We start from the raw sequence: 14694 nt of genomic DNA on the forward strand, positions 1-14694 counted from the left end.
ATATCACCAAGCCCAACAGTGTTTTTAGTTATTGATTTTTGCCATGTCTTTTGTGATTTTTTCTCTTACCCAGATTTAACTTTTATCAGGCTACTTTAGCATACTCTTTTTAACTACAGTTGACAAATAAATTATGATCTTAGTAGCAGTTGACTGTATGCTATGAATTCAGTAAACACTTGTCAACATGTGTTAAGTTATTGCTCTAGTCCTAAAACTTGATTAGGTATAGCTAGGGAACAAGCCAAGAGAGGTCGCAATCATAAATTACTCTGAAAAAGATGGAGCTTACGGCATAAATTTTATGGCCATATTAGGTCGCGATCGCATAATTCTATTAAAGTGGCTGAAGTTATTTTGTAACTTTTTTGCACAAAATAGTCAAGGTTTACCTATTTGATTAATAATAGTATTAATTGGCTAATTTTTGCAAGTGGGGAGAAGATGATCGCATGGATCTTAAACATCTAAAATTTATTTTAAAATTACTAGGCTACAAAAACTATCGAGTATCTATTAATAAAATTCAGCCAGAGCATGGAATGAAGGTTTCTGAGAGGGATGAAATCTGTTACCGCCTTTGCGATCAAGGTTTAGTAGAGTTTACAAGGGAGGTTACAAAAATTAATATATCAGCCCAGGGAAAATCATTTCTAGATAGTAAAAAAGATAGCAATTCACTAACCTCAGAAGAGTTAAAAGTACTCAAAGCAACTGCTCGGGGTGCTATTTCTCCGGGAGCAACTGGTATCATGCCTAGCTATAGAGAAGCTGTCATTACAGATTTACTAGACCAGGATTTAATCAAAGTTGTTGCTCAAAAAATCAAAGAAGTTTGGCTAACAGAAAAAGGAAAGCAATTTTTGTGCCAAGAATATTCATCTCACAGTACGGCAAAAGAAATCTCATTGAAAATGTTAAGTGATTATCTCCAGTTAATGCGTACAAACTACAATCAGGAAAAAAAACCGTTGTTTTCTGGAGATTCAAAAAAAAAACAAAAACCCAATGACGATCAAATTTTAGCAGAGATTTGGTCTTTAGACAATCGTCATGGTACAGATAAGTACTTACCGATTTTTCATCTACGAGAAAAGCTACAACCCCGTTTATCCCGAGAAGAACTAGATCAGGCACTCTACCGTTTAGAAAGAAATCATCAAATAGAATTAAGTTCCCTACAGGAGGTAAGATCCTATACACCAGAGCAAATTGAAGCAGGTATCCCTCAAAACATTGGCGGATGTTTATTTTTTATCATTCTCGACTAATACAAAATTACCAAAAAATCTTTACAGTTAAAAAAAAGAGCAGATAAGGACGTTCCATCGAACGTCCCTAAGTCTTAGGGAATAGGGAAAATCCTTGCTATCTATTTAATTTTTCTGTATGGCAAAATCCAGGTCTTCCCTAGAAATAAAAAAAAGTTAATCTAGCAGTATTTTTAGAAACTGGTATAAATCTTCTTATATCTGCTATCGTAATTCTCTAAGCATCCTTAAAAATACTAACAATTTATATTATGGCATCTATAGATCAAATTATTCAAAGAGAACTTAATCCTTTCGATCCTGTAACTCTTTATACTATTAATTTTTGGCAAGAGCAACAAAATTCTAACCTGAATGTTGATTCTATCCATCAAAATATTATCACTGATATAGAAACTGTACTAGAGCAAGTGGCTCAGGAACATCACCCCCGTACTTTGATACTTACAGGTGACTCTGGTTCTGGCAAAAGTTACCTTTTGGGGAGAATTAAAAAATTATTCAATACTAAAGCTTTTTTTGTCTATGTCGATCCTTGGCCTCATAGTGATTATATTTGGAGACATATTTTACGTCAAACTGTTGACTGCCTGATGAAAACTCCAGATGGTAAAACAGATTCTCAGCTATTACTATGCCTCAAAAGTCTATTAGCTTTCCCAAATAGTAATTTGGTCCAAAAAATTCTTGGTGAAAGAAGAGTATTCATTAGAAACCTTAAAGCAATTTACCCTTCTGGGATTTACAATCCTAATGATTTTTTCAGTGTCCTCTATCATCTACTAGATCCCCAGTATAACGCTGTTGCCTGTGAATGGTTACGAGGGGATGATTTGGATGAAGACGATTTAAAATCTTTGGGCATTAAAAATAGTATAGATTCTGAATATTCTGCGCAAAAAATTATTACTAACTTGGGAATTATTTCCGCTGCATCTCAACCTATTGTTTTATGTTTTGATAATCTTGATAATATTCCTCGCTTGTTAAATGGAACCTTAGATTTACAAGCATTATTTAATGTTAATTCTAGTATTCATACTCACTATCCACAAAATTTTCTGATAATTATTAGTATTATTACGAGTACCTGGAAACAAAATTCTAAATTCATTCAACCAGCAGATAAAGCCAGAGTTAATGCAGGATATTTCCATTTAAAACCAATTACTTTAGAACAGGGTGAAGCTATATTAGCAACTCGTTTAAATACTTTACATTCCCAGGCAACAACTAGGCCTAAATCAGCTACATTTCCTCTGTCAAAAGAAATATTAGAACAGCAGTTTCCCAGAGGAATAACTCTACCTCGGAATATACTAGAATTGGGACGTAAAGAATATGAGCAGTACAAATTAAAATTATTGAATCAGACACAGAATAGTCAAGATTTAACACCAGAAACACAATTGGCGACTTTTAAGTTGATTTGGCAAGACCACTACAATAAGACTCAGAAAAAAATTAGCAAAATTACTGATTTAGCAGCACCTGAATTGATTCGGATGCTACAAGAAGTATTAAATTCTTTACAATGTCAGAAGGTAAAAACTAAATTATTAAGTGGGAAATATGCCAGCCATTCTTTGAGTTATCAAAAACAAAACCAAGAGCAAATTATCGGTATAGTTTGGACAGAAGATCCAAATATGAATAGTTTTTACAATACAATGAAGGCTTGTCAGAAAGTAGTGAATAAAAAATTGTGTCAAACTTTATATTTACTGAGAACTTCTGAGGTAGGAAATTCTAAAAATCTTAGCAATAAAATATATAGAAAAATTTTCCAAGGTAAGTCAAAAAATATTCATATTAAACCTAATTTAGAATCGGTGCATTTTTTAGCTACACATCATAGTTTGGTGAATGCTGTCCTCGCTAATGAATTAGTTATTGAAGGTAAGATTATTAATTTGAAAAAGTTTGAAGAAATAATTGGTGAATCACAAATTTTCAATAACTGTAGCTTATTAAAATATTTTTCTGTAGTTGTTTCTGTAGGTACTCAAGAACAGGAAAATGATCTAGATTTAGATGAGGTCAAGGATTTTGTATTAAATTTAATTAGAAAACAAAGTTTGATGGAACGCAACAGCATAATCGAAAATACACTAAATCAATTTGTCAAAATAGAAGGTTCAAAAATTGATATAATAATAACAGAGCTTGAGGGAGAAAATAAAATAAAAATTATTACTCCTACATTAGGATTAGATGAACAATTAGTTTGTTTTGTTCCTGGTTAATAAGGAATTTATAACTGATTATTAGAATGATTAACTATTTTTAATATAAACTATAGTAATTCTCATCTCTGAGTGAAGTGCAAAATTCTTTCGTTACGCGCAAGTAGGTAGGGACGTTGCATGCAATGTCTGTAGGTCATAGCAATTAGTGAAACAGGGAATAAAAAAGAAAAAACAACTGTACCTCAGTAGATTGAGAAATGTTATAGATAAAACTGATAATTATTAAAAATTGTTAGTTACGTTAATTGCTTGAAAAAAACAGGAAAATTAAAATAGTCCGTCAATGCCAATAAGTAATAAACCGCAATTACAATCTCCACCATTTAGTATTAATAATGTTAAAGTTGCTTTTGATTGCCCGCGTTTGTTTTATTTGAAACATAGTTTTGGAGGTAATCATCCGTTTTTTCCCAAGAATTATATCCAGGAAATTGATAATGCTTTTCTTGACTTAGCTAATCAGTTAATGAATATGATTTGGCAAGAATCTAGAATTAAAGTTTTGTTTGCAGGACAATTTGAGGGGTTGGTGGTAGGGGCGATCGCTAATCAAATACAGCAATTATTTTATGGTTTGATTTTCTTTCCTTATTTACAAACAATAATTACAAAAGATGCTACTTTAACAACAGCATTGTATCAAATTTGGCGGGTTTTAACTAAAATGATTTTTAATATATCTAAAATCATTGTTAAAAATCGGCGTTACTGTCATGAAAGTGTTGTGCTTCATCGCACATTAATTATGGGAGAAACACTAGTAGATTATACTTTTAAAATACCAGATGGTAAGACTCAAAAGTTAACGGGAAAAGTTAATAATTTAATTTTTGATTTTGAGTCTCGTCGCTTGTGTGTGGTTCATTTTCAAACTTATGAAACTGTGGAAGTATTGTCTCATTTAATAGGAGTTGCTCTCCATAGTTTTTTGCTTAAACAAAAGAAAAAAGTGCCTGTTGATGCTCTTGTTTATTGGGTTTTGCCTGAGTTGGGAGAGTATTATTATTCCTGGGAAAAGTTGGAGAACGTAGTGGAGAGTTTAGTTCCCAATAAGTTGGAAGAGATGCGGGAGTGGTTGAAATGGGAGGAGTTTCAACCTGGCTCACCTCCACCTACGGAGAAAGAGTATTTATGTGATATTTGCCCTCAAAAGGAAAGGTGTCAGAGTTTTTTTGATGGGGGTGGGTAAAGGTGTTAACAAAGTCAGAACTTACAAATTCAGAAGTTGTTTTTGTAATGGAGATTTTGATTAACCCTCAAAAAACATTTTGCCTGGTAGTTTTAGATTCAATAATTTTGATAATTATTAGGTTACCACCGAACGAGTATGATTCGTTTGGCCTGACAAGCTCATATAAGTTAGGCCACTCCCAAATTGAGTATCACTAAGGGTAGTTATGCAGGCTAAATTCCTCCCCTGACCAGATTTAGAGTAACTTCCGTTGCTCAAGTACCCTTAGTAACAACTTGCTCTGAAGTTACATGAGCTATTAGTCGTCAAACTAGCAGGCTTGATCTGTTTATTGCAGGCCTTGGAAGTTAGATAAGGTCAATGGACAGTCAATCATGTATTACCGCTTGTTACACAAAATTGGTGAAATTAAGCCTGATAAAACAAACCCACAACGGGATGACTCAGATGAGTGATAATGTCATTCAATGTTATCGCATCTACCTAGGGGCTAGGTGATACTAAGAGACGTATTGCAATAATAAACGATACATACATGGGAGTCGAAGCAGCCCCTTTAATACTTTCAGCTCTCGACTTTGCTCATCGGTGGTCATATGATAGTCCCACAGGGGGTGACTTCGTTCCCATAACTCATTTCTTGTGAGCTTTAGAGGTCCTAAGTCATCCTTTGATTTGCCCGCTAGCCCTTTAAGTGGTTGAAGACCTAAAGGGGCGTCATCTACACCATTTTGGTCACAGGAGATACAAGAACAATTAATGGAACTTACACAACTTTTAAGCCCAAATATAACCCAAACTCTCTCTGTGAGAGGCAAATACGTCACGGTTATTAGTCAACCAATTAAAAAAACGGAAAGATATAGCTGTACGAAAAGCTTCCAAAGCATCAGTAAACGTCTTTAAAGGTTTATTTGCCCATCGCCTTTGTAATCCTCCAGTTAGTTGATGGCAAATGATAAAAGTATAAGCACAAAATACCAGGATAAAATGGCGTTCTAGACTCCATTTATCTCTTACTTGATATTCTCTTAACCATAAGCATCATGAGCACTTCTCAATAAAAAACCTCTATCCAATTTCTGGAGGGAGTAACTATTGACTATCCATTCAGATGTCACTTTTAATGGCTCAACATTGGTAATAAAATAATCAATTTATGTGGCATATTCTATAGAAATAGCATTCATAACGATAGCAAATTTTCTTTCTTTAAAAAGGCTTGAATTTGATGTTGTAAATGTCGTTACCCAAACTTTTTTTGGTTTTTCTAAACTTAAGATAACTGGCTCAAATTTCTATGATGGCAAAATTTTAGCTAATTCTTATATTATAATTTATATTTCATCAAGGAATTTTAGTTTAACTATTATTTTTCGGTTTTTTGCGTTTTTCCTAAGTATTTTAATTCTCTTTCTTTGAGTTTGTTCAGGAGTGTTGTATTCTTGCCATAACCACCATTAATTAAAACTATTCCGGGACTCATAACTCGGCTAATACTGCGGTCTATTAGCTCTATTCCTATATCTAGTTTTTTATCAAAGAATTCGTCATCTTTTCCTTTTGCTAAAGAACTTGAATGTTGATATAATTTAATATCTAAAGGGAAACTTTTTTTTCCATCATAATAATGAGTTGTTACAGTTACTATGACCTTATCTGTTTTACCGATTTCTCCAATATATTATATTGTCGGCCTACGACCGATGTAAAATTCCCCTTTTTCGGTGTTCCGAATCATCTAAAATTAAACTACATCCTTTCTTGAATTTAGTTTGAGAACGTTTGTTGATTATTTCTAGGCGACGTTGATTGATTTGAGTTGGCTCGATTATGAGAATCTGCGATGAAATGATGTAGCCGATTATATACTACTCTAATAGAGTTATTGGCCATTTGGGGTATGTTTTTCCTTTTGCTTTCCCCTAGTAATCCAACCAGATAGTGACGGAATCCTGTTTTTTGGGGTGGGTTTTTCCAACAATCATCAAACTGTTTACACTACCTTTCAAAGCAAGGGGGCATTGCAGTAGGGGTCGTTTATTTCATAGAAGAGCGATCGCGAAGCGGACTGGAAGTCTATCGCTTCAACGTAAAATTATTGTAGACTAAACATTATAGTCTAATTTGGCCAGTTAAGTTGTATAAGTCCCATTAATTAACCTGATAGTGGTTGATGTTTGCTTAGCATGACCTAGGAAACCTTTAACAAAATTCATCTTCTTCACTAATACTTACTTCTGTTGCAGCATCGTCCTCAGTCCTTAAGGCTTATCAGCTTTTACCCCATGCACCAAGAGTAATATTTGTTAATTCATTAAACCTGAGCTATTAAGTCACTCCCTAGCTGAGAGGGAAGGAATTAAACCTCCATGAGTCGCACTCAAACTAACAAAGCCAATATTTGGTATTTTGGGGGGTGAGAATGTGATGACGTCACGATCTACTAATTTAATAAATGTTTGTTACACTTTACTTGGGTAGGGGAGCAGGGCACTTACCCCTGACCCCTTCTAGGAAGAGAAGTAGGTAGGGACATTGTATAAGAGCGTCCGTACCTCACCGAGTTAAAAGCCACTCAAAAGCATTGTTGGATAAGGGTTTAAAGAATATAAGTGAGGGTGAAGAATTGACTGATTTTGTGATACGGGATAATCATTCTTGTTGGTAGTGTGCTTCGCTCACCCACACCAACAATCTGCATTGATTTATTATTCAAGTATATGAATCTTAGAACATTTATGTAAATCAATTAAAAAATTTGAGCGATCGTCGTCTTTTATCTTTTCTCTTCACCTCTCTCTGTTAATCTACAAATATAGTTTTGATACCCATGTTTTTTGATAAGTTTACCTGGAGAAAATGAAGTAGTATAGCACTACGCATTCAAGTTAGGAAATATAACAAGTTAGGACATATAATTAAAATGGCGATCGCTAAATGGGAAGGGGGATAATTATTAAAATAGTCCAAATCCTTCAATGCTCCAACTATCTACTATACCTGAACTTCCCCCTAAGAAAAATAACACAATGCCCAAGCCAAAGTAGTTGAGCGCGATTTTTTCAACTACCAGTTACTGGGTAGAATAAATGGGCTTTTAAGGCCGATATAGTACATTTGTATGGAAGGAAGTTCAGCTATGGAAAAACGTTAGGACAATTCTTAAATGCTCCATCAACGCAATCTCTAATATTTTCAAATTCGTTTTTTCTTTGTTTGATCCATGTCTTCAATACTGCCCACCAATTTTCTATGTTGTTTAAATCGGATGAATAGGTTGGCAAGTACCATATTTCACATCCGTCACTTTCCACTATCTGTCTAATATTTTCACCTTTATGAAAACTAGCATTATCTATTATTATTACATCTCCTTTTTCTAACTGTGGTATTAAGCATTATTATAATTATTTTTCAAATAAGTATCGATTATATCCACCTTCAAAAGTTAATGGAGACAAGATTTTTTTCTCTCGTAAAGGGAAGCGTCCAACTGAATCTCTCTGCTCTTTTTCCTGATTTTAATTCATAGCATCTTTCCCCTTTTGGACTATAACCATAACCATAAACCAGTACAATTATCAAAACCTGCTTCATCTACATAAACCAGTTTTTTTTGATCTACTGTTAATAGTTTTTCCATAAATTTTTGTCTTTCCACTTCATTTCTTTCTTCATAACCGTAAGTTTTTTTTCTAGTTATACCCAATTAATTTTTGACAAGCTTTTGATACATTTTGTTGTGTCAAATTATCTCCCCATAACTCTGCTATTTGAATTTGAGTTTTGTGATTATGCCTCAAAACAAATTGTTCAAATTTATCCTAATCCTTAATTTTTAGTTGTTTGCCCTCTGATTCATTATTAATAGCCTCCAAATCTCCAGTTTCCTTTTTCCTTTTTAACCATAAATAAAGGGTATTTCTGCTAATGTGAAAAAGCCGACAAATAATACTTTTTTTTCTCTCTTCTTTCTACAGAAGCGATTGCCTTCTGTCGTAATTCATAACTATATGGTGCAGGCATGAAACAATCTTAAAATAAATTAGCTAATACCATTTTAACTTGTCCTAACCCGAATGCGTAGTGCTATATCGGCCTTAAAAGCCCATCTATTCTACCCAGTAACCGGTAGTTGAAAAATCGCGCTCAACTACTTTGGCTTGGGCATTGTGTTATTTTTATTAGGGGGAAATTCAGGCATAGTAGATAGTTGGAGCATTGAAGGATTTGGGCTATTTTAATAATTATCCCCCTTCCCATTTAGCGATCGCCATTCTAATTATATGTCCTAACTTGAATGCGTAATGCTATAACAACTTTGACAATTTTTTACCTCAAAAGTTCCACAGTTTATATTAGTTTTAATTCATTAATTAGGATTTGCTAAAAAAGTCTATTAATAAGGGAAATGAGTACGCAGCAATTGCATAATATTAATTTTTTTGTATTTTTCCACTCAGGTAAGGGAAAATCCTAACCTAAGTGGGAGAATATTAATTTCGTAACTTTTTTGTATGTTTTTCAAGGTAAGCTACAACTTAAACTGATAATATATAAAGATTCTATATGGCGTTGCTCAAGTTACTAAGGTAGCGTTTTTTTCTTCTTTTCTATATCCTGTTTTCCTTGTTTACTAGTTTTAAGTAACTTTGCATTCAGCTCCCCTACTAAAACAAATAAATTTTCTACCTCAACAGTGTAGGAATTGCTATATTGGTTCAGCTAGTCATCTTGATATAACTTCTGCTGTGCAGCCCATAAACTTATTTATTAACAAATCAAAAAAGAATCACTTTGTAATTCACCTTATTGACTTCTTTATTCCTAACTGTTAATTTAATTTCCGCCTGATACTACTCTTTAAATTCCGCAGTAAACCTTTTAATCTATTCAAATTAACCTCCTTACCACCATAACGCCATTCTACATAAGCTTGCGAAATTTCTTCTATTATTTCTGCTTCATTCCTAGAGTTATATCCCTTAATAGCCTTAGTATATTCAAAAGGGGTCTGAAAACCATGTTTAACTAATCCCTTACTCGCCATCAAATTCAACATTTGTTGATAGATACTCTCCATAGGATATAACCTTCCTAACCAACGACCATAATGCCATTTTTGCCAAAAAATATATAATAACCAACCCAAAAAACCTAAAGCAGTAAATAATATTAAACCAGTAAATATGCCTTGCCAACCTTGAGAAAATAAAGCAAAAAACCAAGCAATAACTCCCAATATCCAAAGGAATATTCCACCAATAAACCTCTCCAAAAAACCAGTTACAGGAGAAGGTAACCAACCAGCTACCCACTTCCAAAAAACCATTAACCCAGTAAAACTTTGATTTTTTTCAATGGAAGGAGGAATTAATGGCATTCCCGGAATAGGATTAAAAGCAAACCACCCATACCCCGGAAAATATACCTCCGTCATCATATAGGCATCTGTATTTTTGACCACATATAAACCAGTAAAAGGATTAAATTCACCAGGAGCATAACCGGCAACTAATCTCGCAGGAATTCCAATAGAACGTAACATTATTGTCAAAACAGTAGAAAAATGATCGCCATAACCACCCGTAATTTTTTCCCCTTCCCGGCTATTTTGGTAACCAAATAAAAAAGCTGAGACTAAATCTTCATCTTCTGCTAAAAATGGTGGTGCTTTTTGAAGTTTATAATTTGGGTTTTGCTTAAGGTATTGAGCTAAATAAAGAGCTTTTTCGTAAGGAGAAATAATAGGTTTAATTTCTTGAGCAACTTTATTTTTATTTGCTAAAATATCTTCTGTTTTTTGTCTGACTTTTTCTAGTATTTCAGAAGGAATCTGTAAATAATATTCACTAATACTTTCTGGATAATTTGTTCCCGCTTGACTCAAAATACTACGATTTCGATAAGGAACATTAGAAATTACTGTATAGGTTAAACCTTCTCTAAGTTCAAGAGGAGAACGTAAATTTCCATCAAGGTCAATGGCTACTTTTTTAGTAGGAAAATATACTTCTTTGGCCTGATATAAAGCTGGAATTAAATTTGGTAGCGGAGAAACTACTGTATAATTTTGAATGACTTCTTTAGTTTCATTTTTATAATTCTTTCTCTGTAAACCCACAGAAAATTGATAAGAAAAACTGCTACGATCTAAAGTAATAGTCTTATCATTTCGAGAAATTTCCCAACCTTCACCAGTATATTTATCAAATGCTAAAACTCTCCAAAAACCTTCAGCTTGCGACCTAACTCGCATCACAACTTGAGGCACTAATTGCCCACGCAAATTTTGGTTAATTTTAGTATTAAACCCGTAATAATAAGTATCATTTAAACTTCCAGGACCTGATTCTTGGTTAGTTCCATTACTATTTCCAGAACCATCTCTATTTCCCCTACCTTGACTAATATAACCAGGATTTGTAATTGTTCGCCCATCGAAATTTTCTAAATCAAAATTAATCGTACTGCTCACAGGAAAAGTTCGTATTTGATATCCAGGTAACCTTGGTAAAAAAGCAAAAATTGTCATGCCCAAACCAAGAATTACTAACAATAATATTGTTAATCGCTTGGGAGACAAAGTAGCATTTAACAGAGATATTTTTTTTTGCTGTTTTTGCCTTCGAAGCTCTAATTTATTACTGGACAATCTTGAGTACAAACCTAACCTAGAACGGTAATCTAAAACAAGACAAGGAATAGCAAATATAGTAAACACTATTAATACAGGTCCATAAGTTAAAGTTTGGCTAATAGTGCCTGCAACCCCCAACAAAATTAGCCCTATAACCATTGAATAACCTAAGTCTTTTCGCCTAGGTAGATCGAAGCTATGTAAGACTTGAAGTTGAATTAATAATTCAGCCAATACCAGTCGTGTATCATTTAGCTCACCAAATAATCTACTCAAAAAAGCAGCAAAAATTAATAACATTCCGATCGCCAAGCAGAATTTAGCTAGCACATTTCTTTTGTAGCGATTATACCAACTCCAAATTGCTCCTATAATACTTAGTGGTCCTGCCCAAACAGTTAAAGGTAGTTCATCTGTTGCTACCCCAGCAGCCACGTCAATTGCTATAATACCTACTATTACCAATGCCTGTACCATTACTCGTAATAGAATAGAATCTTCAGCAATAGGTTTAGGTGCTGCTTGTACTTGTTTCCACAGAAGTCCTAATATAGGTAGATTTCGCACTTTCCATCCAGAAAAATAATTAGACATAATTTTATTGGTAGAAACTGAGGGAATATTAGTTTTTGATTAAGATCATTCACTATTACTAAAAAATAAGAGTCTAATATACTAGAAAACTGATAATTTAACTCTAGTAAATCTCTATGAAACCCGAATTTTAGCCAATAATAAACTAGCTAAATCAATTAGTAGATAGTGATTTTATCCATTTAACCTATAGCTAGAATATAGAAGAAAATAGTATAATTTTCAACTAGCCTTAGCTTGATAATACAAAGTTTATAATCGCCTAAAATTATTTTTGGTAATGCATCAAGAAATTGTGAGAATGATAAGATTATTATTATCCCTAAATACTCTTAATTATTCTAGAATTGCCTTCTGTGTTGCCATCAGAAAACTTATAAACATGGAAAGACTAGTAATTTTCTCAACGATATTATTGTCCTGAATGTCTACAAACTTTCACCGATACTTTAACACTCTCTATTATCGGCGAAAAATTGGTCATGAGAAAATCCCATGGTTTTAGAGGCTCATGTTGAAGGTAGTAGTTTAAGAGGAATTCGTCGAAAAGTGAATCTGGTTTATAATACAGCAGTCAGTTTAGTCAAGGCGCGCTCTAAAAAAAGACAAATGTCAAGACTGGCCATGTAAAAAATCTTAAAACCTCACAGGTTACCAGTAATGAATTGTAGTCATTTGTTCAAAAAAACAAAAACATTGTCACATGAATAAATTGGCAGAAGATAACTGTTTGATAGTCATGCTTCAAGCTTCATCCAGCGGATTAATTTTAAGTGAAGTGAATAAATAAATATATTGACTAGTTTATTAAAATTAATTTTCATTTCAATACATAAGGAAAAACTAGCTGTAAACAATGGGATACAGGTAATTGGATAGGGTAAGACTCGTTCATACCCCCCAGAATTAAAGTACATCATTGGTCAATACCAAACCCAGCATAAAGAGCGAACTGACAAATTGTCATGCAGCTAACGTTTAGGTTGGCTCACGCTTACTTCAATTGGATTTAGATCTATACTCGTAAAGACAATACAGCGGTAAAAAGGATAGGATGAGCGGCACACCCTGGAGTGGGACAACTAACTAACTCATCCCAGACCTCGTGCTCTGCACTACCTTCTTTTTTGTAGTCAGGAAGTATACTTATTGCCTTGCTTAAAGCCTCTTTTTGTACAGACTTCCTTGCACCACTTAAATATAATAGAAATTTTTTTAGAATTTTATAAATATTAATGGTTAGAAACTAAGGCTTATTATATCTACTCTAATCTCCTGGAAGCTGTGAAAAAAATTATTACCAATTTTGAAACTGAATATACAGTTAATTTTGTTTAGGTAGTTAACATTATTAGTTAATTGAATTTTCATTGACTTTCTATATATTTTTTATGGTATGATAAAGCACTTATTTATTATTATTATTATTAATTATTCCTTATTTACAATATCTAAGGAATGTCTTTTTTTCATTATATATTGAATTGGTCTGCTATTCAGTGAAAGAGAATATTGCTAATGGAATGTTTAAATCAATTATATAAATGTATAACTATATAATTAAACATTTTGTTTTATTAATTTTTAAATTAAGGGTAATGAATTATTCTATGGAATAGATATCTAAAAAATAAAGGTCGTGCTATGATCACAGTATAAATACAAAAAAGATTAGTTATTGAACGATTAATTCAACTACAAAGATATCATCAAAAAAAAAGATATCATCAAAAAAAGTCGATATGATTAATTATTGATATTCATTTTTAAGGTTAGCTATATTTAGCCATACAATTTTAAAGCAGATAAGTTGATAATTTATTAATACATATCTATCAATATCTGCTGTGTTATATAATGCAAATTAGTATGGGAATTGACAATATCTTCTTACCAAGTTTTATTTCTTGTAATTTTTTCAGCTCGTTGAGCTAATACTAAAAGTAAATACACGGTAAATATATAACCAGTTGCCAGAATAGGAATTATTACAGGAGTATGATTGTAGTTCATAGTTTTACCAAATTGTGAGGAGCGTTTTGCTTTAAATAAAGAAGTAACTAATATAACTTATGTTAGATATTAATTAAATTAATTCTAAATACAGAAGTTATTTTTACTTAATTTTTAGAGTCAAATAAATTTGTTGATAATTTTTTTAACTCTTATGTTTTACTTACATGTTTTGTTGCTAAATATCAGTTAAAGCTTGTAGATTTTTTTTTATTTATTTCTACAATGTTATGTATTTTTTGAAGTTTTGTTGAGTTATACTCTACTTGAGTAGTCTCTGTAATTGATATATTAAGCTATCAGCAATTACCTATTACTACTAAAAAAAATATTATTAAAGATGGAGGCATTTAAATAAATGTCGCCCTGGATTACTAGATTTTGCCCTAATAAATATTACTTGATTTGATAAAAAATACCTGCAAAATTAAGTATTTTTTTTTAGATAGATTTATGATTCAAAGCTATTAATCAATATTAATTTAATAGTTGTTAATAGCAAATATCTTCCTGGTTTTGATTAGATATTAATCTAAATATACTAGCCTGATCAAAAGTTTTCATACTGAATATTCTCAGTGCTTGGGAAGGTAATTTAAATCTACTTCTGCTATTAAGTTGTTAATAATTTAAACGACGTATCGTATTGTAAATTTTACCAAAACTGCAAAATTATTACTGTACAAAACTTTAACTTGAACTAGTTGTTGTTAAAATAGCCAATTCAAATGG

The 14694-nt window shown here is 32.5% G+C and carries 6 protein-coding genes and 2 pseudogenes; 4 read left to right on the forward strand and 4 right to left on the reverse strand.

Going from position 1 to position 14694, the window contains the following annotated elements; translation table 11 throughout:
• The first annotated feature begins 416 nt into the window (after positions 1 to 416).
• The 3 genes from TERY_RS00640 to TERY_RS00650 all read left to right on the forward strand — a co-directional run bounded on the left by TERY_RS00640 (position 417) and on the right by TERY_RS00650 (position 4709).
• Complete coding sequence (locus TERY_RS00640; protein ID WP_370496343.1) at positions 417 to 1271, forward strand: hypothetical protein; 855 nt, start codon at positions 417 to 419, stop codon at positions 1269 to 1271.
• Positions 1272 to 1522: 251 nt separating this feature from the next.
• Positions 1523 to 3517: an ATP-binding protein gene (locus TERY_RS00645; protein WP_011610045.1), complete on the forward strand. Its 1995-nt coding sequence runs from the start codon at positions 1523 to 1525 to the stop codon at positions 3515 to 3517.
• Positions 3518 to 3803: 286 nt separating this feature from the next.
• Complete coding sequence (locus TERY_RS00650; protein ID WP_011610046.1) at positions 3804 to 4709, forward strand: PD-(D/E)XK nuclease family protein; 906 nt, start codon at positions 3804 to 3806, stop codon at positions 4707 to 4709.
• Positions 4710 to 5489: 780 nt separating this feature from the next.
• Here TERY_RS00650 and TERY_RS26840 read toward each other — a convergent pair.
• A pseudogene (locus TERY_RS26840) lies at positions 5490 to 6737 on the reverse strand (IS701 family transposase).
• Here TERY_RS26840 and TERY_RS35860 point away from each other — a divergent pair.
• Entirely contained in the window at positions 6657 to 6824 is a 168-nt protein-coding gene (locus tag TERY_RS35860) for a hypothetical protein (RefSeq protein ID WP_370497397.1), read from the forward strand. The pseudogene TERY_RS26840 and the gene TERY_RS35860 sit on opposite strands and share 81 nt — an antisense overlap.
• A 1028-nt stretch (positions 6825 to 7852) precedes the next feature.
• On the opposite strand, the pseudogene TERY_RS29575 reads toward TERY_RS35860, so the two are convergent.
• The 3 genes and pseudogenes from TERY_RS29575 to TERY_RS35865 all read right to left on the reverse strand — a co-directional run bounded on the left by TERY_RS29575 (position 7853) and on the right by TERY_RS35865 (position 13962).
• Positions 7853 to 8741, reverse strand: a pseudogene (locus TERY_RS29575) (IS630 family transposase).
• 808 nt (positions 8742 to 9549) lie between these two features.
• The gene (locus tag TERY_RS00665; RefSeq protein ID WP_011610048.1) at positions 9550 to 11949 is read right to left on the reverse strand and encodes a transglutaminaseTgpA domain-containing protein; all 2400 of its coding nucleotides are present in this window, start codon (positions 11947 to 11949) and stop codon (positions 9550 to 9552) included.
• Positions 11950 to 13839: 1890 nt separating this feature from the next.
• A complete protein-coding gene (locus TERY_RS35865; protein ID WP_370496346.1) occupies positions 13840 to 13962 on the reverse strand; it encodes a hypothetical protein in 123 nt (40 codons plus the stop codon).
• Positions 13963 to 14694 lie beyond the last annotated feature (732 nt).

The organism is Trichodesmium erythraeum IMS101, assembly GCF_000014265.1.
Taxonomy (GTDB): domain Bacteria; phylum Cyanobacteriota; class Cyanobacteriia; order Cyanobacteriales; family Microcoleaceae; genus Trichodesmium; species Trichodesmium erythraeum.